The 21,092-nt window shown below is 45.7% G+C and carries 16 protein-coding genes; 5 read left to right on the plus strand and 11 right to left on the minus strand.

Going from position 1 to position 21,092, the window contains the following annotated elements; genetic code table 11:
- The first annotated feature begins 6 nt into the window (after positions 1-6).
- Positions 7-1,395 (plus strand): DUF58 domain-containing protein, encoded by a 1,389-nt coding sequence (locus EXU57_RS01475; protein ID WP_243745473.1) that lies wholly within the window; start codon positions 7-9, stop codon positions 1,393-1,395.
- 346 nt (positions 1,396-1,741) lie between these two features.
- Here the strand turns inward: EXU57_RS01475 and EXU57_RS01480 are convergent, their stop codons facing one another.
- The 8 genes from EXU57_RS01480 to EXU57_RS01515 form a co-directional block, all read right to left on the minus strand.
- Positions 1,742-2,104: a hypothetical protein gene (locus EXU57_RS01480; RefSeq protein ID WP_133266385.1), complete on the minus strand. Its 363-nt coding sequence runs from the start codon at positions 2,102-2,104 to the stop codon at positions 1,742-1,744.
- Between the two features lie 356 nt (positions 2,105-2,460).
- Positions 2,461-2,973 carry a DinB family protein gene (locus tag EXU57_RS01485; RefSeq protein WP_133266386.1) on the minus strand — a complete coding sequence of 171 codons (513 nt, stop codon included), beginning with the start codon at positions 2,971-2,973 and terminating at the stop codon, positions 2,461-2,463.
- A gap of 153 nt (positions 2,974-3,126) precedes the next feature.
- A complete protein-coding gene (locus tag EXU57_RS01490) occupies positions 3,127-3,870 on the minus strand; it encodes an MlaE family ABC transporter permease (RefSeq protein ID WP_133266387.1) in 744 nt (247 codons plus the stop codon).
- A gap of 149 nt (positions 3,871-4,019) precedes the next feature.
- Complete coding sequence (locus EXU57_RS01495) at positions 4,020-7,193, minus strand: efflux RND transporter permease subunit (RefSeq protein ID WP_133266388.1); 3,174 nt, start codon at positions 7,191-7,193, stop codon at positions 4,020-4,022.
- 75 nt (positions 7,194-7,268) lie between these two features.
- Positions 7,269-8,345: an efflux RND transporter periplasmic adaptor subunit gene (locus EXU57_RS01500; protein WP_207955356.1), complete on the minus strand. Its 1,077-nt coding sequence runs from the start codon at positions 8,343-8,345 to the stop codon at positions 7,269-7,271.
- A 13-nt stretch (positions 8,346-8,358) separates the two neighbouring features.
- A complete protein-coding gene (locus EXU57_RS01505; protein ID WP_133266389.1) occupies positions 8,359-9,771 on the minus strand; it encodes a TolC family protein in 1,413 nt (470 codons plus the stop codon).
- Between the two features lie 16 nt (positions 9,772-9,787).
- Positions 9,788-10,411: a TetR/AcrR family transcriptional regulator gene (locus EXU57_RS01510; protein ID WP_133266390.1), complete on the minus strand. Its 624-nt coding sequence runs from the start codon at positions 10,409-10,411 to the stop codon at positions 9,788-9,790.
- A 181-nt stretch (positions 10,412-10,592) separates the two neighbouring features.
- Positions 10,593-11,222 carry a TetR/AcrR family transcriptional regulator gene (locus EXU57_RS01515; RefSeq protein ID WP_207955357.1) on the minus strand — a complete coding sequence of 210 codons (630 nt, stop codon included), beginning with the start codon at positions 11,220-11,222 and terminating at the stop codon, positions 10,593-10,595.
- 300 nt (positions 11,223-11,522) lie between these two features.
- Here EXU57_RS01515 and EXU57_RS01520 point away from each other — a divergent pair, with 300 nt between their 5' ends.
- The 4 genes from EXU57_RS01520 (at position 11,523) to EXU57_RS01535 (ending at position 14,847) form a co-directional block, all read left to right on the plus strand.
- On the plus strand, positions 11,523-11,924 hold the full coding sequence (locus tag EXU57_RS01520) for a LexA family protein (protein ID WP_133266391.1): 402 nt from the start codon (positions 11,523-11,525) through the stop codon (positions 11,922-11,924).
- Positions 11,912-13,174, plus strand: coding sequence for a Y-family DNA polymerase (locus EXU57_RS01525; RefSeq protein WP_133266392.1), 1,263 nt, complete (start codon positions 11,912-11,914; stop codon positions 13,172-13,174). The genes EXU57_RS01520 and EXU57_RS01525 overlap by 13 nt, the downstream gene beginning before the upstream one ends.
- Positions 13,174-13,674 carry a hypothetical protein gene (locus EXU57_RS01530; protein WP_133266393.1) on the plus strand — a complete coding sequence of 167 codons (501 nt, stop codon included), beginning with the start codon at positions 13,174-13,176 and terminating at the stop codon, positions 13,672-13,674. The genes EXU57_RS01525 and EXU57_RS01530 overlap by 1 nt, the downstream gene beginning before the upstream one ends.
- 375 nt (positions 13,675-14,049) lie before the next feature.
- On the plus strand, positions 14,050-14,847 hold the full coding sequence (locus tag EXU57_RS01535) for an SOS response-associated peptidase (protein ID WP_133266394.1): 798 nt from the start codon (positions 14,050-14,052) through the stop codon (positions 14,845-14,847).
- 513 nt (positions 14,848-15,360) lie between these two features.
- On the opposite strand, the gene EXU57_RS01540 is transcribed toward EXU57_RS01535, so the two are convergent.
- The 3 genes from EXU57_RS01540 to EXU57_RS01550 form a co-directional block, all read right to left on the minus strand.
- Positions 15,361-17,535 (minus strand): cation:proton antiporter, encoded by a 2,175-nt coding sequence (locus EXU57_RS01540; RefSeq protein WP_133266395.1) that lies wholly within the window; start codon positions 17,533-17,535, stop codon positions 15,361-15,363.
- 16 nt (positions 17,536-17,551) lie between these two features.
- Positions 17,552-18,121 (minus strand): hypothetical protein, encoded by a 570-nt coding sequence (locus EXU57_RS01545; RefSeq protein WP_133266396.1) that lies wholly within the window; start codon positions 18,119-18,121, stop codon positions 17,552-17,554.
- Between the two features lie 394 nt (positions 18,122-18,515).
- Positions 18,516-20,930: an ABC transporter permease gene (locus tag EXU57_RS01550; protein WP_133266397.1), complete on the minus strand. Its 2,415-nt coding sequence runs from the start codon at positions 20,928-20,930 to the stop codon at positions 18,516-18,518.
- Positions 20,931-21,092: the final 162 nt, after the last annotated feature.

Here is a 21,092-nt window from a genome sequence, read left to right on the forward strand (position 1 = left end):
TCTGCGATGATAACCGCCTACGGCTTTGGATTGTCGAACGTCTCCATTATGAAGCGAACCTGGTCATATTATATTGGCTCTCTTTTTCTCACCTCCCGGTTTTACCTGGGCATGGTGGGTTGCGCAATATTTTTCATTTTCCGTTTTTTTCTTCCCTGGCTGGGCATCCTGCCGTACGTTGCACTGTTAATATTCATATGCCTTGTTGTGGCCGATTACTTGTTTTTGTTTGCTACAAAAGATGGTATTAGGGCCTGGCGATCCCATGCGGAACGTTTTAGCAATGGCGATGAAAATCCTGTCCAAATCCGCCTGAGTAGCCGCTATGGGCATAGTGTGCTGGCCCAGGTAATCGATGAAATTCCCCACCAGTTTCAGCGGAGAGATGTCTTGTTTGGGTCAACCATCCCCGCAGGTGGTACCATTGTAATTGACTACAACTTGCGACCCGTAAAACGCGGTGTCTATAATTTCGGCAGTATCCAGGTTTACATCAAGGGGTTCTTCAGGTTGGTCAGTCGCCGTTACCAATTCAGGCAACATGCCGATGTACCCGTTTATCCTTCCTATATCCAGATGCGCAAATACCAGTTGATGGCAATTAGTCATCGCCTCAGCGAAATCGGCATAAAAAAGGTTCGCCGGCTTGGGCACAGCATGGAGTTTGAGCAGATCAGGGATTACGTGCAGGGCGATGATTACCGTACCTTAAACTGGAAAGCAACTGCAAGAAAAGGAGGCTTAATGGTAAACAACTTTACCGACGAAAAAAGCCAGCAACTGTACTGCATCATCGACAAAGGCCGTGTAATGAAGATGCCGTTTGAGGGTTTGAGTTTGCTGGATTATGCCATCAACGCCACCCTGGTCCTGAGCAACGTTGCACTCTTAAAGGAGGACAAAGCAGGACTGATTACGTTTAGCGAAAAGGTGGGTGCGTTTCTTCCTGCGAATAAAAAGCCCACCCAAATGCAACTTATACTCGAGCTTTTGTACAACCAGAAAACGCGCTACCTCGAGAGCGACTATGAACAGTTGTATGTGGAACTGCGCAGAAAGGTAAACCAGCGAAGCCTGGTGTTGTTGTTTACGAATTTCGAGTCGCTGAACGGTATGCGAAGGCAATTGCCTTACCTGCGTAAAATCGCGCAACATCATTTGCTCGTAACCGTCTTTTTCGAAAACACCGAACTAAAAGCGGTTTTAAACGCTCCGGCAAATACGGTCGAGGAAGTGTATACCAAAACGATCGCCGAAAAGTTTGCTTACGAAAAAAGGCTCATCGCAAAAGAACTGGAGCAGTTTGGCATCACCTCAATCTTAACCCCGCCCGCCCAACTCACCGTGCAGGCACTCAACAAATACCTCGAGTTAAAGGCCCGGCAATCCGGATAATCCACGAAGCAGATCCCGAACGGACCAACTCGGGTTAAAGCAGGAAGATTTTTTTGGACCAGGCGATGGGAGCGCTATTTGGCTGCCGTTGCGTCGCACTCTTGTACAGATGAAGCTAGAGGCAACCGAGAAAAAATTAAAAATTAAAAATTAAAAAAGAAGAGCGACTGCTATGTTGAAGTGTTTTGCTCAGCAAACTGTTCAACTTATCAACCAATCAACCTCTCAACTTATTAACTTTTCAACCAATCAACCTCTCAACTTATCAACTGTTCAACAAATCACCAATCAACTTGCCCTGATCAATCCGCCAATCCGATAATCCGCAATCCGCCAATCCAACAATCTAAATCCCCGAGTCAAGTATTTGTCGAACATAGGCACTTCGAAGACAGGCGGGCATTAATGATTGCACCTGCTGTTCAGTGGCATCGTCATACCCATGCATAAATGCGGAGAAGGCATAGACAAATATCGTCTCTACCGCATTTTTTTCCGGGGGACTGCCATGCTCGTAGATGCCCTCGGCAACATCGAAACATTGCTTCACACTGGGAAAATCGTGCGCAAGTATCTTCGCCTTTGTATAGTCAACAAGGCACGCCAGGCTTTTGTATAAACTTTGATTGGGGACTTTCGTGTTTGCTGCCGGCAGAAATCCGGGAAGTTTTGGTAACAGCTGATCTGCAACCCTGTTTGTTGTTTGCATATGGAGGTATTAAGCAGAGGCCAGGGTAAGAGTATGGCAAGCTGGTCTCATATTACGATTTTTCAAATTGCGTACCATTTCAATATCCCGGGAACGAAATCATCGAGCGTTCATAATCAGGTGAGTAAAAGCGGCTAGCAAAAGCCTGGGTAACTGGTCAAGCCTGCTGCAAAACCCGAAGCAGATTTTCCGGGTAATTAATTGATCAAATGGGCGCACGATGGTTTCCCCAAACCTTGTTTATGGGGCTGTCCAATGCTATCTATAAGCCACCTAGAATACCATCAGGTTCAAGCCGGAGATTTACCCCGTTATTGGTTAATTACGTAGCACGGCTTAGTAGTGAACCGATGTTGCTAGCTTGCAGATTTAAGCACCCTGACCGTAACCGACAACTGGCCAACGTGCCGCATCGTATGTTCCGCAGCATGAAACAACAATCCCAAAACATTTGAAGGAATTTGTGCCCGTCCAACCAACCTGGGCTCTTCCAGCAACCGCGCATCTGTATTGCCGAGTTTTTCCAGTGCTTTGTCTACCTGCAAATAGAAGGTATCAACAAGTGTAACCGGCGAGACATCAGCGGGCATTCCTTCCAGCCGCAAGTAGTTGAACTGTTCCTCTCTCAAGCTTTCGCCACGGGCATAAGTAAACAGCCGGTCAAGCACACCCGTTAAGTGTTGTAAGTGAAACGCCGGCGATGCTACACCCGCAGGTTTCTCCCATAGGAGTGCAGGAGGAAATCCCGTCATCATCTCGCCAACCTCTTGCCGGGCTTGTAATAGTGCATGTGCAACAGGTTGCAGTAGCCCCGGAATGTTTTCAACCTGGCCACGTTGCCAAAATTCCCGTTGATTTTCATCAGCCATGAATATGTGTTTATATGGTGCAGTATATTGATTAAACGTAACCCAAAGTGCATTCAACGCCGCAGGGTAATTCAGGCTTATTTACCTCTAATTCATCTGGTTACTGATTCTTTTCACGGGATCAATGAATCCGGCATTGTTGACGCAAGGTTGCTACAACATCAACGCCGTGATAATATAATCAAACACCAGGATAGCAACACAACTCACCACTACGGCCTTTGTGGAGGCCCTTCCAATTTCAAGTGAACCACCCCGCACAAAGTAGCCGTTATAGCAGCTGATCAATGAAATGGAAGTGGCAAAAGCTACAGACTTTACCATCGCTACAGCAATGGTAAAACCCTTAAAGCCGTTGACCAAACCTTGTTGGTAAATTTCCAGGCTGATGATCCCTGCAAGGGTACCTGCAATGGCTCCACCTACGAGTGAAAGCGTGATCGAAATCAGTATCAGCACCGGGAACATCAGGATAGATGCAACGATCTTCGGCAGTATCAGGTATGCTTTGGTGTTTATACCCATGATTTCGTAAGCATCCACCTGTTCGGAAACACGCATATTTCCAAGTTCCGAAGCGATCCTGGAACCTACTACGCCAGCCAGTACAATACAAACCACGGTTGGCGAAAGTTCCAGCACAACGGAGTCCCTTACAACACCTGCTATAATGGTTTTAGGAACGAGCGGACTTACCAGCTGGTACGAAGTCTGGATCGTCATAACCATTCCGAGAAAGACTGAAATAATTGCTACAATAGGGAGGGACCCGATACCAATGGAGGTACATTCAACCATAAATTGCTGCCAGTAAAGTTTCCGGTTTTCAGGTGCACTGAAAGAGTCCTTCAACATCAGCAGAATCGCACCAAGGGTATAGAAAAATTTACCAAACATAGCAGTTAGTTAAGGATAGAAAAGGAGGCAGGTGGCAAGCAGATTAATAGAACAATCAGCCATGGTTCATATTGTACAAAGCATTCAGGGCACCCGTGGGTACCCTGAAGACATAACAAAACTATTAAATATTTTAGCCAATTTAAAGCTTACGCATGCAAATGATCATACGCAGCCTCATGCTTTGGCAGAATGGTGTATTCTGCTTCCATCAGTTCTTCAATTGGTTGATCTTTCTTCTTACTAAACCTGTTGATCAGCCGGTCGAAAATCGCGTACATCACCGGTACCACTACAAGCGTAAGAAAGAGTGAACTTACAAGTCCTCCGATGATCACCCATGCAAGGCCGTTTTTCCATTCTGCACCGGCGCCGGATGCCAGGGCAATCGGCAACATACCAATAACCATTGCAATTGTGGTCATCAATATCGGGCGCAACCTCGCATGGTTCGCATCAATCAACGCCTGGTAGGTTGATGCACCTTCTGCTTTTCGCTGGTTAGTGAAGTCAACCAGGATAATTGCATTTTTTGCAACCAGTCCGATCAGCATAATCAACCCAAGGATGGTAAACAGGTTGAGCGAATTGTTGGTCAGCGCCAATGCAAGCAACGCACCGATAATAGAAAGCGGAATAGAAAACAACACCACAAATGGATATACAAAGCTGTTGTACAATGCCACGAGGATCAGGTACACTAAAACGACCGCAGCCATCAGGGCAATACCTAAAGAACCAAATCCTTCACTCTGGTTTTCCATATCGCCACTCCAGATGGTTGCTACGCCTGTAGGCTTCCTTACCTTTTGCAGGGCTGCTTCCCATTCAGCCGCAACGGTACCCGTTGGCCGTCCAACCGTTTGTGCCTGTACCGTAACGGAAGTGCTTTTGTCACGACGTTCCAACTGGCTCGGACCTGAACCTTCGGTGATGTCGGCGAACTGGGATAAACGTACCTGCTGGCCTGTATTGTTGATGAACAGCAGGTTGCTAACATCCTGTATGCTCTGGCGGTTAAAACTACCATAGCGGATGTTGATGTCGTACTCATATTCACCCTGCCTGAACTTGCCATCCGTATTGCCGCTAAAGGCGGTCTGCATGGTCGAACCCACGGTTGCAAGGCTTAAACCAAGTGCGGCCATCTTATCACGATCCACCTGCACATTAATCTCGGGGTTACCCGACTCAACCGACAACCGCATTTCGGTAGCACCATTAATGTTTCTTAACTCACCAAGCGCGGCATTTGCGAACACCAGTGCGCTGTCCAGTTCGGGAGCTGTTACCACCAGCGCAAGTGGAGCCTGTTCCGCAGAACCAAGAATACTAACCGGCACTGTTTTTACTTTTGCACCTACAAGGAGGGGAGCAAGCTCACGTTTTGTTTTTGCCGCATAAATGCTTGACTCATCTTTTCTTTCTTTCCTGGGTACCAGTTGAACGTTGATTTCCGATTTGTATGGAGTTGCCTGGGATGCACCCATACCTTCACTCGACTGTCCAACGGTGGTAATTACCCTTGTTACTTCAGGTTTTGTTTTCAGGTACAATTCGGCCTTCTGTGTGATTGCGTTTGTTTGTTCTATTGAGGCGTCTTTTGGCATTTCAATCTGCACCAGGAACTCCCCACGATCGCTTTTTGCAAAGAACTCTGCACCGATAAAACCTGCGCCTAGCAGCGCAAAAGAACCAATCAACAACCCAAACACCAGGGCCAGTGTAGTTTTCTTGTGTGCAAGCGACCACTTTAATATCCCGGTTACGAAATCCGTAAAACGGTTAAGTCCTCTTTCGAAAGCAATGATCACTTTACCAAACATACTCTTGCCTGTTATACGTTCAAGCTTACCAAAGCGCGAGGACAACCAGGGCACAATCGTAAACGACGACAATAGCGACATCAGTGTTGCGATGGATACGGTTACGCAAAACTGTTTGATGATGTCTGCTGCAAGCCCTGTACTCAAGGCAATCGGCACGAACACCACAACGATTACAAGTGTGATGGAGGTAACGGTAAACCCGATCTCCTTGGTTGCCTCATATGCTGCACGAACCCTGTTTTTGCCCATTTCCATATGCCGGTAAATATTTTCCAATACCACGATGGCGTCATCCACCAATATACCTACCACCAGCGACAGTCCGAGAAGACTCATCAGGTTTAATGAATAACCGAGCAGGCTCATCCCAATAAAGGTTGCGATTAGCGATGCTGGTATCGCTACCATCACGATCAACGCGTTCCTTATGCTATGCAGGAAAAACAACATCACAAAAGCAACCAGTACAATCGCTATCATAAGGTCGTGAATAACCGCATCAGCAGACTGCAAGGTGTAGATGGAACTGTCGTTTGCAACGTCAATTTTTAAACCCGCACTGCTGTAGTCGTTTTGCAGTTTGGTAATGCCTGCGCGGATCTGCTCACTAACAGCAACGGCATTTGCATCGGACTGCTTTAGTACCTGTACAGCAATAGCGCTCCGTTGGTTTACACGGGCTATTTTGTCAACGTCTTTTTGTGCATCCTGCACATCTGCAATGTCAACAAGCCGGATCTGTGCTCCCGTTGGAGATGTAGCAACAACAAGGTTGCGTAGCTCATCAACGTTTTTGTACTTACCACTTAAACGGATAAGGATGTCGCGTTCACGCGTTTGCACACTTCCGGTCGGAAAGTCGAGGTTTGATGAGAGGATTGCATTCTGAACCTGTATCAGCGATAACTTATTTGCTTCAAGACGGTTTGCGTCGAGGCTTACCTGTATTTCCCGCTCCTGGCCACCGATAAGGTTTACCTGGGCCACACCTTCAACGCGCGAAAGAACGGGTGCAATACGCTTGTCCATCAGGTCGTAAAAGGCTGCTTCGTCGAGCTTTGACGAGCCCGACAACGTCATCACAGGCAAGTCGTCGAGCGAAAACTTGTTTAGCGATGGAGGATCAATGCCTTCCGGCAGATCTTTCAAAATTGCATTCACTTTACGTTGCGCATCGTTTAAAGAGTAATCGACATCAGTGCCGCTTTTAAACGTGATCACTACAGTTGAAACGCTTTCAAATGATCGTGTGTCAAGTTTCTTGATGTTCTCCATGGATGACACCGCATCCTCAATCTTTTTAGAAACGGTATTTTCCACCTCACTGGGTGAAGCACCAGGATATATGGTCGTAATTGAAACAACTGAAGGGCTGAATTTTGGCAGCAATTCGTAGTTCAACGATGAGTAACTCAACAGGCCGCCAACTATCAGGATCGTAAAGAGTACGATTACCAGCGTCGGCCGTTTTATGGATATCTCTGCAATTTTCATGTTTCGTTTATTATAGCTTATGTGCTGATAGAGGTGCCCTGAACCATTTTGGCACAGGCACCTTAACAATCAGGATTATTTTATCGGGGCCACAGTACTTCCATCCACCAGGTTGATCTGGCCACTGGTAATTACGGTATCCGTTTCTTCCAAACCTTGCAGAATTTCCACCTGCTCGCCCATAATACGACCCGCAACAACTTTTTTGATCCGGGCGGTACTTCCGTTTTCCAGTACAAAAACCTGGTTACTGCTTACGCTTCCCACGAAAGCACTCCTGGGTACAAGCTTAACGGGTACCTGGCCCGGAAAATTAAACATCGCGGTACCATACATGCCTGCCTTTATCGTATTGCCGGCGGTATTGGCAACTTCAATTTCCACCGGGAAGTTGAGGGTATTATCAGCCTTGGCTGCAATAAAGCTTACCCGTCCGGTAAACTTTTTGTCGGGGAACACGCTTGCCCTTACTTCCACTTTATCACCCGTTTTTAGTTGAGCTACCTGGCTCTCATTAACAGTAACGTTAAGCTTCAGTTTCGACACATCTACCAGTTCAAACAACTTAACACCAGGCGATACAACCGCTCCTGGCTCGATATAGCGCTTGTTAACAATGCCATTAATGCTTGCCCGTATGTTAGCGTCGCCTACCCGAATTCTCGCCTGTGCCACACGTGCCTGCGCATTTTCAACTGCAAGCCTGGCCTGGTCGAGCTGCTGTTGGGTAACACCGCCAGTTTTAAATGCGTTGTCGTAACGATCCCTGTCGCGTACAGCATTTTGATAATTAGCCTGTGCACTCTCAAGATCTATGGACAGGTTATTTGCGTTGATTACAGCAAGGGTTTGCCCACGACGTACCTGGCTACCTTCGTCAACCAAAACCCGTACAACACGGCCGGAGTTTTCCGCTGCGAAATCCATTTGTTGTGCAGGGGCAAAGTTTCCATTGGCAGCAAAATCAAGATTAATAGCCTCCTTGCTTACCTGCTGCACCCGTACTGCAACTTCACTGCTGCCTTTTGCTACCTCGGCTGTTTTTTCGGCATTTTTCTTTTTGTTGTTGGTCAGCACCCAACCAATAGAACCTGCAATGGCTGCTATGATCAGTATGGTGGTGAGTGTTTTGATAATGCGATTGCTTTTCATTTTTATTTGTTTGTTAGTTTAGTAATGATCTTAGGGTTCCCTGTGATTTAATCAGCTGTATCTCGGCAATGCGGTAATCGAGTAAGGCAGCGGAGTAGTTGTTTTGTGCTTCCGTTAAAGAATTTTCTGCTGAGAGCAGGTCGGTCAACGGGGCTAAACCATTGTTATAATTGTTCTGTGTATTAAAGAAGATTTGCTGTGCCAGCTCAACGTTTGTCCTTTGACTACTCAATGTTATGATGCTGTTGTTGATCTGCGTTTTGGCGTTTTCGTAGGCCAGGTTTAGCGAAAGCCTGGTTGATGTGATATCTTCCTGTAACTTCCTAATGCTTACATCCGCCTGGCGCAACCTCGACTTAGTTGCAAAGCCGTTGAATATGGGCACCCTGAGACTAAGTCCAACGGAGGCCACATCAAACCAGTTGGCGCCTTTTTGTACACCTTTAAATACGGGGAAGGTATTGCCAAGCCCCTGGTACGAATAAGATCCATTCAGCGCGAGGCTGGGGTAATATTCTGATTTATACGCTTCCTTCTGGTAATTTAAAAGGCTTTCCTGGGTAGCCAATACAGCAAGTTCAGTCCGGCCTTCTATTGATGCGTTTTCACTTGCCGGAACAGCTTTTGGCTGGATGGCATTTAAGGATACTTCCGGGATGATGATCGGTGTTTCAATCGGCATGCCCATTAAGAACTTCAGCTGGTTTTCCATCAATGCCAGTGCGTTTATCAATTGCTGACGACTGCTCCTGAGGTTTGAAAAATTAACCGCAATACGGTCCACATCGATTTTCTTTGCCAGCCCGTTCTCGTATTGGCCCTGCAAGATTGATTGTACTTTGGCGGTGATCTTTATGGTGCTGTCGAGCACCGACATTTTCTGCCTTTGTACAAGTACCTGGTAGTAATTGGTAGCCACCTGCTCAATCAATTGCTCTTCGGTAAGCTGAAGATTCTGGCGGTAAAACTCACTGGTTGTTCTTGCAGCTTTCAAGCCCGTAAAAACCGATTGATCATACAGGGTTTGAGAAAGTGATACCCCAAGGTTTGAGTTCCATTTTTGTCCGAAAGCAATTAGCAATGGCTGACCCGGATTATTCATGTTGAGTTCTCCCGGCAATGCACTAAGCTGCAATAGGGGATTGTAGTTCAATGCGCCCGATCCGTTCACCTGGGGCAATGCCCTTGCTTTAACTTCATCAATCCGGTATTGGCTGTTTTCCACATCAAGCTTTGCTTTTCTTGCATTCTGGTTTGCCGTTAGCGCATAATTTAATGCGTCTTTTAGCTGAAGCTGAACCGGCTGTGATATCGCATTTGCGAAGCCCCAAAAAATAAAGAGGCAAGCCAAAAGCAGCTTAACGCTTCCCGGTTTAACGGGTGCGCAAAGGCTTGCTACAAGCTGTTTTTTGACTTCGTGTTTCATTACTGGTATACTGTATTTATGCGTTTGTTGTTTCATGTTTTGTCTTCAAACCGTTTACAATTAGTTTCAACACCTGTTTCTGTTTATCAAACAACTGATCAAACTGCTGCTCGTCGGGTACCTTATTTTGTTGTGCGTTGCAATGTTCAAATGCGGTAAACATTTCGATGATGAGTTCACTTGTCTCTTCCGGATCGGCACATTCCAACTCGTTGGTCTGAATTCCTTTTTTAATCATTTCGCTGATCAGTGAACAAGTCGTTTTCCTGGCATTGTTATACAGCCCGGTAAGCGCAGGCTTTAGGTTATTGAGGTCTCTTTTATTTCCCGGAACCGCCATCAACTGGTATTGTTTGAAGAAGCTTCTTTTTAACTCGATCATTCCCAGCAAAGCTGCTTCTAACGACGGTGCTGTTTGGAACAGGCGGGTTGTTGCAACTTCAAACTCGTTAATGATTTTTTCTACCACTGCTTTAATCAGGCTGTTTTTATCGTGGTAGTAGTAGAATAGCGACTGTTTTGAAATGCCAAGGTCTTCAGCAATTTCAGTCACTGTTGTTTTATCGATGCCGAAATGTGAAAACCGCCTGCTCGCTACTTCGAGGATTGTTTCGTGCTTTATCGTTTCTTCTTTTCTCATTTTTACTTTTCAACCTTATAACTATTTGACTTTTTTAGTTTGGAAGTCAAAAGTACAGAAATAAAAAGCCCCGGCAAGATTTTGCCAGGGAAATTTTTTAATGAACTGTTAAGGTGTCATTGCAGGTTAATATATTTGAATGCTGCAATCAGGCAATCGTTTGCAAGCCCTGGATACCGGCTCAGCAGGTAAGGCCTTTAAAGAAGATCGTAGCGAGTTCCTTTTCCCGCCTGAACATCGTTTCCAATTGTTTCTTATCAGGAAAGAAATTTGTTTTATGCTGACGGTTGCTAAATCGCAGCCCTTCAAGACTGTCAAGGAGGAGTTCAGTGATTTTTTTTGCATCGTCTACCTTCAGCAGCTTGGCAGCTTTTCCGCGATCTATTATGCCATGCACAATTTTTTGTTCCCTGTTTCGTGCAAGGCTGAAGATGGCCTGTAGTTCATCGGGGATCGTGGTGCTGAGGTTTCGAAGGTGTTCAAGAATGTTGTAGTTTTTCAACAGGAACCGCGCCCTGTTATCCATATAAAAAAGCATCGCTTTTACGGGATCTTTTTCGGCTGCATAAACCTCCGGGTCAGTTTCATCTGTTTCCACAATGTGCTGGATAACTGCGCCATATAAACTCAGCTTGTCGGGAAAGTAATAGTATAGCGAAGCCTTTGACATGGAAACGTCATCCGCTATTTCAGTCATTGTTGTTTTACTAACGCCAAAATGGGCAAAGCGTTTTTGCGCGGCCTGTAAGATTGTTTCTCTTTTGATGTCCTGTGCCATTGCAACGAATGTACTGGATTTATAAATATTCATATTGTCCTATATCGAGGGGGAATTGTTACCCGGCATGGTCGGGCTGCAGTTTTCCTGGTTGAGCCATGCGGTTAAACTGAAAACCCGGCTTTTCCAATCAGAGAAAACAGAACATGCCTAAACATCAGCTTACTTAGTGTTTGTATCATCATGTTTTTCCTGGTTACGGGAGAGACGCCCCCGCGGTTCCTGCATCGCCGGGTACCCCAAAGTTCGCAGCCGTTTGTTGCCTTATTTGTTATGCACATTTTTTGGTAGAGTGGCCTGGCCTTTGCTAACTTTACTAAAATCTTTAGCAAAATGAAAGGAGAAACATCACACTTGCCAACAGGTTTCCCCTCGCCGGCACTCGACTATATGGAAGACCGGATAGACCTGAATAGAGAGTATATTAAACATCCGCTCGCAACTTTTTTCGCCGAAAATGTAGGCGATTCAATGGTGAACGCCTTTATTCCACCCCAATCCAAGCTCATTATCGACCGGTCGTTGACTCCGAAAAATGGTGACATTATACTGGCTGTGCTCAATGGCGAGTTTATCGTCAGGTTTCTAAAGAAAAACCCGATACGGTCCTGGTTGTGCCCGGCCAATAATAAATACAAGGACATTGAAATTACGCCTGACCTCGACTTTAAAGTATGGGGTGTTGTAACTGCCATTATCACCCATTCAAACGATGTCAGAAAATGTATGCTTTAGTCGACTGCAACAACTTTTACTGTTCGTGCGAACGGCTTTTTAACCCCATGTTGGAGGGCAAACCGGTTATCGTTTTAAGCAACAACGATGGTTGTGCAATCGCAAGGAGCGAAGAGGCGAAGGCATTGGGTATTTCCATGGGAACTCCGGCATTTATGATCCGTGAAATTGTAAAGAACCACGATGTAAAGGTTTTCAGCAGCAACTATACCCTTTATGGCGATATGAGCGACCGGGTTATGCAAACACTCGCGGGCTTTGTAAGCAGGCTCGAAATTTATTCCATTGATGAAGCCTTCCTTGACATGCACAATATGGAACATACCAATTTGCTAAAGCTCGGGATCCAGATCAGGCGGACAGTTATCAAAAACACGGGCATACCGGTATGTGTTGGTATCGCGCCAACAAAAACACTGGCAAAAATGGCCAACCGCTATGCAAAAAAGCGATGGCGCGAAGTTGGGGTGCATTGGGCAGCAAACCAGGATCTTATTGATGAAATGCTCGCTGCAACCGAGGTCGGCAACATATGGGGTATCGGGCATCAATATGCATTGTTTTTAAAAACAAATGGTTTTAAAACAGCGCTTGACTTTGTTGGTGCGCCTGAGGAATGGGTAAGGGTGAATATGAGTGTGGTTGGACAAAGACTGTATAACGAGCTTAAAGGCATTCCGGCAATCAAATGGCAATTTGAAGCCAGGACTAAAAAGAACATCTGCACCTCACGCTCATTTGGGTCGTTGCTAACGGATAAAGCACTAATTCTCGAAGCGGCCTGCAACTATACCGCAAATTGCGCATTGAAACTCCGTCAGCAAAATTCCTGTGCACGCGAGGTAATCTTTTTCCTTCAAACCAACCCGCACCGTACCGAAGACAAGCAATACATGATGAGCATAAAACTAAAGCTTGAGTCGGCAACGAACAATACACCTGAATTGATTAAGTACGTGTCGAAAGGGTTTGAGCTGATTTATAAACCAGGGTTCAATTACCTGAAATGTGGTGTAATTGTCGATAGCCTCGTGCCCGAATCGGAGGTTCAGTACAGTATGTTCAGCGATGTTGATGACGGCAAAACAAAACGTGTGAATTCCGCAATAGACAGCATTAACCGGAACATTGGCAAAGAAACAGTGCGCTTTGCGGTCCAGGGTTTCGAAAAAAAGTACCGACTGAAGGCGGAAATGCTTAGCCACCGATACAGCACCAATATCAATGAACTCATTAAAGTGACACGTTGATGGTTCAGCCATTTGTACGGTTTAAACCCGAATATATCAACAGGTTATTGCTGTTGAAAAAGATCTATCTCGTTAGCCAGTCTTACAAAAGGATAACGCACCCACCCGGCACCGAAAAGCCAACAGGGCTATTGTTGACCGACTATGATGATCCCGGCTTGGGCAAAACCCACTTAAATGCAATTAAAACCGATCCCATGGCCTACCTATTAAACCTGGCGAACGAAGCACATTTGTTAAAAATAAAAGAACTGCTTGCCGGTAACAAGTACGTCATCTATTGGTCGGTTGTTGAAGACCCGACGTTATTGCGAAAAACCCTTGATTTTAATTATAAGGACCATATTCGCAGGTTTGTATTGGCAAACACCAATTGGCGGATTGGTGCAGATGAGCAAATCCGTGCAAGTATGCAGGTAATTTTTGGCGAACTGTTTATCATTTTAAAACGCGGCAACCAAACCATGCGGGTAAAATTCGAGGAGATCGAGCGGCTGTAGGGTGGGGGTTGAGATTGGGTATTGAGGATGGGCGGATGGACGGATTGCGGATGGACGGATTGCGGATGGACGGATTGCGGATGGACGGATTGCGGATGGACGGATTGCGGATGGGCGGATTGGGTGTTAAGTTATTGGGTATTGGGTATTGTGGATGGGCGGATTGCGGATTGGCGGATTGGGTATTGAGGTATGCGGATGGACGGATTGCGGATTGGCGGATTGGGTATTTAGGTATTTAGGTATTAAGGTATTGGGTATTCAGATGGGGAATTATTAATAAATGATGACGGGTTATGGAACCCGTTAATTCTCAGGGTTTGATGACGCAGTCCGGGTGTCGTGGCTTAAATTTGAAAAAACTGAGCCAAGCCGATGTGCTACGACATTTCGTTTACCATTGATGTAAGAACACTTGCCGACTATTTTCCTGACCTGGTTGCGGATACGCAGATTGAGTTGAATTTTGATCCTACCCACATTGTGGGACATGCCTATAATGAACACCCCATTATTTACCGCCACCGTGAGGATAAAAAGCTGCACGTTAAAATGATGGAATGGGGTTGCATTCCGTTTTATGTAAAAGATATCGATACGTTCAAAAAACAAAGGGCCAGCATGCTTAATGCCCGGAGTGAACGAATACTGACCGATCAAAAAAGTTATTGGTACAAAATCAGAACGCGTCGCTGTCTTGTTCCCGTAAGTGGAATTTATGAACACCGCGCCATTAAAGGTTGGAAGCACAAAGTGCCCTATTTTATCAAGATCGCTGATCAAAACCTGTTTTACCTTCCCGGACTTTACTCTGCCAACGATGTAGTGGATAAGGAAACGGGTGAGATCACCAAACGATTCACCTACACCATTGTTACCCGTCCTGCCAACTCGCTGATGAAGCAAATTCATAATGACGGTGAAAACAAATGGCGGATGCCCCTTTTTTTGCCGTTTGAACGCGCACAACAATGGCTTGAAGAAGATTTAGCGGAGAGCCAGTACCAGGAGATACTTGACTTTGAAATGCCATCTTCAGCGCTTGCCGCATGGCCGGTTTTTAGCATTCGGACCCCTAAACTCCGTAGCGACGATAAAGCTAAAAACGAGTTTTACGAGTGGGAAAATCTGCCGCCCTTGTCGCTTGCTGATGATGAAACCATTCCGGGTTAGTCTATAACGTTGTGCATTAAATTTAAACGTTGGCAACACGGTATTGCAGCCATGCACCCTACTAATATAACACTGTTTTGTTTTGCCGTTTGTCCTGGTGTTGCGCGTGTAGGCCTAGATTACTGTCCAAAGGATTACAATACCGGGATCCCATACGGCGCCTATAGGTAAGATGGAGCGCTGCGATTAGAGATATGCTGGTAAGTGCGTGATAGCATTCCCCTTCATCATTATGGAAAGGAGTGTGCAGATGGAGTTTATCCGGTGCTGGCCGATTCGTCAACCAGGGATGGGCAACTACCTGGTGTTGGTTCTTGAGCCGGTGCCTTTGAGTTAGCAGTAATGTTTTTCCTGCTGCTTGAAATGATGCCGTAAAAGTGAGTGACACAACCGGAGCCCCATAGATGATCAACCGCCTGCTACCAAAAAAAAACTAGTGACGGGTGTACTCACCTCAGGCATGGCGTGGTTATCCTGATTGCTGCAGGGCATTTCGCTTATAGCAGGCAGGAGTTATCCGCCCTCCTTACCAGGTTGCTTTTTGAATAACCCCGATATAAAGCTACCTGCCTTGTTGACTATTTTTGCATCGGCAATAGACTCAGCAAGGCTGCTGTCGACGTGCTCGATATTATCCATCTTTAATCCCCGTTCAATTTGCTGCGGATACAACATGATAAAGCTGTTTGAGACAAAGTAGTTCGACAGGTAGTATGGCATCTTCTCCAATTGTTGTTGGTAAGAAACATGGCCTTTTCTTGAGGAGACAATTACCAGCAAATCATTCTTTCGGACCTCGCGGCTGAAAATGAGAAAGTCATCCCAATTACTGAATTCATGAAAAATCATTTTGATCTCAGCCTTCAGTTCCTGTTGCTGATCCTGCAATTCCTTGATGGTTGATTTGGCCGCGTAAAACTCGATGCCAATACCCGCTTCCCTGGTTATGGTACAAAGTTTCGCAAACCAATGTGAAAACCCAGGTTCCAGTTCGGCATTAGGGGTAACGACCACGATAATCCTGTTTAAGGTATTAAAAGGCTGGACCGACTTGTAGATGAAAACTGTTTCAGACATGTGTTTGAGGATCCGCTCCGCTGTTGCACCAAGGAAATTTCTTTGGTTTGCCTGGTGATGAATGCCGATAAGCAGGTCGGTAATATTCTGTTCTTTCAGCGTATAAATAATTCCATTGCTGATATTGACGTCGAACCTCGTTATCGGAATGATGGATTGACCGGTTGCAAGCGCATGACTCACTGCTTTGTCCATCATCTTTTTTGCCATCGACATCGTTTTGCTGTTGTCGTGTTCATCGCTGACGATGTTGAGTGCGTAAACAGGTATCCCGCTCTTTTTGGGCTTTAACATCAGCCCGAAATCAATTAGCTCGGTCACCGTTTCGGGGTAGGCAAGGGCGATTAGTACCTTTTCTGTTGCGTGTTCCGCATCTGCAACATTCTCTTCTTTAAGCGCCAGCTGTTGCGATACTTTTTCTACAACAAACGAACTGATGGTGCAGGTAACCAGGATCATTAAAATGGTACCGTTTAATACGTCTTCATTCAATAAACGTATTGGCTCACCTGTTGGTGTTTCGCCTACGATGATATTGTAGCCTACAAGAACAACGGCCAGTGTGGCACCGACCCTGGCGGTGCTTAAACCAAATATCATCTGGCGTTCCTGTTTGGTTAATTTGAACGTTTTTTGAGTTGTCCATGCAGCAAGGTACTTGGATAATACGGCAAGCACCGTCATTACCAATGCCACCTTTAAGGCGCCAAATCCCTTAAAAAGCACACTTATGTCGACCAGCATGCCTACACCAATAAGAAAAAATGGTATGAAGAAAGCGTTGCCCACGAACTCAATCCGGTTCATTAGTGCCGAAGAATGCGGGATAAACCTGTTTAATGCAAGACCCGCCAGAAATGCGCCGATGATGGGTTCAAGGCCTGCAAGCTGCGCGAGGAATGCACCCAAAAACACCATAGCTAACACGAAGATGTATTGTGCAACCGCTTCTTCAAAGGTTTTAAAAAACCACCGGGCAATCATTGGGAAAACCAGGAAGATGATCAGGCCGAATATAATGGTGGCAATCGCAAGCTTCACCCAAAACATTGCGTTTATTTCTCCCTTAGTGACGCCGGTTACACCCGCAAGTACAAGCAGCGCGAGTATATCGGTGATGATTGTTCCGCCAATTGTGAGTGTAACCGATCTAATCCTGGCGATACCGTACCTGCTTGTTATGGGGTAAGCAAGTAGGGTATGGGACGCAAACATGCCTGCTACAAGTAACGAAGATGGAAGACTGAAGTTGAGTATGTAATAGGCAGCGATTGTACCCAGTACCATGGGTACAAGAAATGTGTACAGGCCAAAAACAAAGCTCTTTAACCGGTTTTTTCTAAATTCTTCAAGATCGATCTCGAGCCCCGCGGTAAACATAATGTACAGCAGTCCCACGGTACCAAAAAGCACAATGCTGCTGTCTCTAAGCAGAAGGTTTAAGCCGAATGGCCCGATTAATACACCCGCAAGAATTAACCCGATAATATGTGGCACCTTTATTTTGTTGAATAAAATGGGTGCAAACAATATGATGAATAATACCAGTGAAAAGATAATTACCGGGTTGGTCAGGGGCAGGGTAAATTCCAGTTCGTTTAATAAATACATAATGCTGCTTTCGTGATTATAGTTTGTTCATTTCAAGCGCATAAATCACTTTGCAGTCATTTACCCGTACAATTTCCCGCTGTCCGCTCACATTTTTTTCATTAACCATCCTCAACCGAACAAACATCCGCGTTGCAGCCTGCGGAACAGTTGTCTCGGAAGTTTCAGAAAGCTCGATATTATTACCGGTACTGGTGCCGGTATAAACCCTTACAACATCATTGCCGACCATAGCCTTTGCAAGGATGTTTGGTCCCTGGTACGAGATATCCCATTGCTCTGATTTTTTATCGCCTACAGCAGAACCGGCGCAAGTCGTTTCGGTGCAGGTCATTTGAACCGACCAGCGGCCTGCAAGAGCGGGGTTGATGATGGCAGAGGTATCGACTAATGCGCTGTCGATTTTTTGCTGCATGGAATTTAACTCCTGTTCTTTGAGGTTAACCGCTTGTTCCCTGAAGACGAGGTCCTGTTCCTTTTGATTTAAGGCTGCTTCCCGCTGGCGAAGTTGATCTTCTCTCTGCCGGATGTCGCAACCGTTGCAAAAAGTTGCTATAGCCACAAGGCATATGATGTATCCTTTCATTTATATTGCTTTCGTTGCCTGTTAAGGGAAATGAAGAATAAAACACGAATTTACCGCATTGTTTAGTAGCGGCTTTAAAACAGGACCATTCTAACTTGCTTATAATGTATCGGGATGAGAAAAGTTCATGACGCGACATGACCGGTAAGACTAATATTGAAAGGCCCCTTTCTATGAACAGGGGTCTTTCAACATAGCCTTATCAAACTATCTTAACAAAACTAAACTGGAACAGGCCGGGGTAGTAATAAAAGGGACAAACGTTACGCTACATCGATAGGTTTGAATAGCATTTCTTAAGGTTGTTGATGAGCTACAATTCGGGGCACTGTCACAGATGGGCGTTGCGTGTGCAAACACCCAAACCCCACCGCATGCCCAATTTAGGTCCAGGTTACTCAGCCCTTAAACTTTTAACCGGGTTGGCCCATGCTGCTTTTAGCGCCTGGAAGCTAACCGTGGCCATTGCAACAACAAGGGTGATGAGTGCAGCGGCACCAAATACCCACACCGGTATTGTTATCCGGTAGTTGAAGTCTTGCAACCAGGTATATAGTGCCCACCACGCCAATGGGAATGCAATGATTGCAGCGATAAATATCAACACGATAAAATCTTTCGACAAAAGGCCGAGGATGTTTGAAGTTTCTGCACCAAGCACCTTGCGCACACCAATTTCTTTTGTTCGCCTTACAACAACAAGTGTGGCAAGACCGAACAATCCCATACAAGCGATAAAGATGGATATGAACGAGGCGTATTGAACGATATTGCCAAGTCTTTGTTCCTGCCGGTAAGCGTTATTAAGCGCATCGTCAAGAAACTGGTATTCGAATTCCTGGTCGCCAGCAACAGACTTCCAGATCGTTCTCAGACCTTCGAGTTGCTTCTGCACATCACCGGGCAGCAATCGTACTGAAATGCGGGGCCTGGGTGAGAACTGGTAGCGGACATCGGAAGAGGCCTGAAATATGCTGTCGCCCTTGAGCGCGAGCATTACCGGTTTAATGCCCGTATGCAACGACTCGATGTGAAAGTCCCTGACAACACCGATGATCCGCTGGGTATACTTGCCCGGAAGTGTTTGCCCGATCGGGTTCTCCCAGCCATATGCCTTTGCCATGGCTTCATTGATGATAATATGATTTGAGTCGGCAGTATTGCCTTTTTCAAAAGCGCGTCCCTGCACCAATTGCAGCTTCATGGTTTTTATGAAGTCTTCGTCTACCACATTAAATTGAAACTGCCTGAATACCCCACCATTATCCTTATACCCCAGCGACATCCAACCATATTCTGCAAAACTAAACAGCGACCTGCTAGCGGATGCGACCTGCGGATTTTGCGCGATCGTTGACTTAAACACCGTAGCCAACGCATTTCCCGCTGCTGAAGACTTATTAGTTGGAATAACAACAAGCTGCTCTTTGTTGTAACCAAGATCCTTGCTTCTTAGATAGTGCAATTGCTTACCGATGGTAATGGTGCATATGATCATTATGATGGATGCAACGAATTGGCCAACAACAAGCGCTTTCCTGAACAATCCCATATGCTGACCGGTCTTCAAACGCCCCTTTAACACCTGTATAGGCTTAAAACCGGATAATACAACAGCAGGGTATATGCCGGCAATAAGACCAATGACAACAACCAATGCAATACAAAAAAGCACAGTAAAGCCATCGAATTTGAGGGCAAGCTGGCGATCCGCAAGGGTATTGAATGGATTTAAAAAGAGTATAGCCAGGAGCACACCGATAAGCAGTGCGCACAATGTAAGCAACAGCGCCTCACCCCAAAACTGCCGGATAAGCTGTCCACGCTCGGCGCCCAACACCTTTCTTACCCCCACCTCAAGCGCCCTTTTGGCCGACCTTCCCACAGAAAGCGTCACGAAATTTATACATGCAATCAGTAACACAAGTAACCCTATGGTACCAAGAATGTAAGAATACTTCGGATTGCTGATCGGTTGGTTTCCTTCGGGCAAAGCATTGTTTAAGTGTATGTCGGTAATCGGCTGCAGGGTTACTTTATACTGCCCGGGTTTGTAGGTTTTACTCACCAGGGGGTTCATGATTGATGCTATTTTGCCATTGGCGACAACCGGACTTGCCCCTTCTTTCAACAGCACATAGGTTTCCAAGGAAACATTAGACCAGGACTGGGTCCGGGTTTGCTCGCTCCAAAAGCGGGGTGCATTGGAAAAAGGTATCAACATCGAAAAACGGATACTCGATTCCAAAGGATTATCTTTCGCGACTCCCGTAACAGTAAACAATACCTTGTCGCTACCCAATTGTAGTTCCACGTTTTTGTTCAGGGGTGGTGTTTTTCCGAACAACCTTTTTGCGGCACTGGCGGTAATGACTACGGAATTACTTGTTGGAAATGGATTATTGCGATCGCCTTCTAACAAGCTAAAATCAAACATCGTGTAAAAGGTGCTATCCACCATATTCACTTCGTCGTTGAACGTATTGTTGTTGTATTTTACCAGGGCATTGTAGCTGAATACGCGACAGGTTATTTGCACCTCGGGAAGGTTATTTTGCAAAACCGGCCCAAGTGGTACAGGAGTAACCACGTTTGTAAACACTTCACCCTCGTAATGTTCTTCGAGCCATGCACGGTATATTCTATCAGCTTTAACATGAAAACGATCGTAGCTGAGCTCACTTTTTACAAACAGCATGATGAGCATACAGCAGGCAATACCAACCGCAAGTCCCGCGATATTGATAAGGGTATAACCTTTATGTTTAGCAAGGTAGCGAACGGCAACTTTGAAATAATTTCGGAGCATGTGTTTGTTTGTAATTTGAAGTGGGTATATTTTTCACCCTAAGCAGGTGACTCAACTGAACGGCTGCGATTACGCGTAACCGGAGCGCAATCAAACCCTGTTTTAAGATTTGACGTTGAACGGATACATTTCGTGCGATAATCCCTTGTTTCTTCTTTCTTA

Source organism: Segetibacter sp. 3557_3, from assembly GCF_004354985.1.
In the GTDB taxonomy this organism is placed as follows: Bacteria; Bacteroidota; Bacteroidia; order Chitinophagales; family Chitinophagaceae; genus Segetibacter.

Excerpts from the sequence above, each read along its gene's own strand:
- EXU57_RS01475 (WP_243745473.1), top strand. The coding sequence starts at position 7 with ATGATAACCGCCTACGGCTTTGGATTGTCGAACGTCTCCATTATGAAG.
- EXU57_RS01480 (WP_133266385.1), bottom strand. The coding sequence starts at position 2,104 with ATGCAAACAACAAACAGGGTTGCAGATCAGCTGTTACCAAAACTTCCC.
- EXU57_RS01485 (WP_133266386.1), bottom strand. The coding sequence starts at position 2,973 with ATGGCTGATGAAAATCAACGGGAATTTTGGCAACGTGGCCAGGTTGAA.
- EXU57_RS01490 (WP_133266387.1), bottom strand. The coding sequence starts at position 3,870 with ATGTTTGGTAAATTTTTCTATACCCTTGGTGCGATTCTGCTGATGTTG.
- EXU57_RS01495 (WP_133266388.1), bottom strand. The coding sequence starts at position 7,193 with ATGAAAATTGCAGAGATATCCATAAAACGGCCGACGCTGGTAATCGTA.
- EXU57_RS01500 (WP_207955356.1), bottom strand. The coding sequence starts at position 8,345 with ATGAAAAGCAATCGCATTATCAAAACACTCACCACCATACTGATCATA.
- EXU57_RS01505 (WP_133266389.1), bottom strand. The coding sequence starts at position 9,771 with ATGAAACACGAAGTCAAAAAACAGCTTGTAGCAAGCCTTTGCGCACCC.
- EXU57_RS01510 (WP_133266390.1), bottom strand. The coding sequence starts at position 10,411 with ATGAGAAAAGAAGAAACGATAAAGCACGAAACAATCCTCGAAGTAGCG.
- EXU57_RS01515 (WP_207955357.1), bottom strand. The coding sequence starts at position 11,222 with ATGAATATTTATAAATCCAGTACATTCGTTGCAATGGCACAGGACATC.
- EXU57_RS01520 (WP_133266391.1), top strand. The coding sequence starts at position 11,523 with ATGAAAGGAGAAACATCACACTTGCCAACAGGTTTCCCCTCGCCGGCA.
- EXU57_RS01525 (WP_133266392.1), top strand. The coding sequence starts at position 11,912 with ATGTATGCTTTAGTCGACTGCAACAACTTTTACTGTTCGTGCGAACGG.
- EXU57_RS01530 (WP_133266393.1), top strand. The coding sequence starts at position 13,174 with ATGGTTCAGCCATTTGTACGGTTTAAACCCGAATATATCAACAGGTTA.
- EXU57_RS01535 (WP_133266394.1), top strand. The coding sequence starts at position 14,050 with ATGTGCTACGACATTTCGTTTACCATTGATGTAAGAACACTTGCCGAC.
- EXU57_RS01540 (WP_133266395.1), bottom strand. The coding sequence starts at position 17,535 with ATGTATTTATTAAACGAACTGGAATTTACCCTGCCCCTGACCAACCCG.
- EXU57_RS01545 (WP_133266396.1), bottom strand. The coding sequence starts at position 18,121 with ATGAAAGGATACATCATATGCCTTGTGGCTATAGCAACTTTTTGCAAC.
- EXU57_RS01550 (WP_133266397.1), bottom strand. The coding sequence starts at position 20,930 with ATGCTCCGAAATTATTTCAAAGTTGCCGTTCGCTACCTTGCTAAACAT.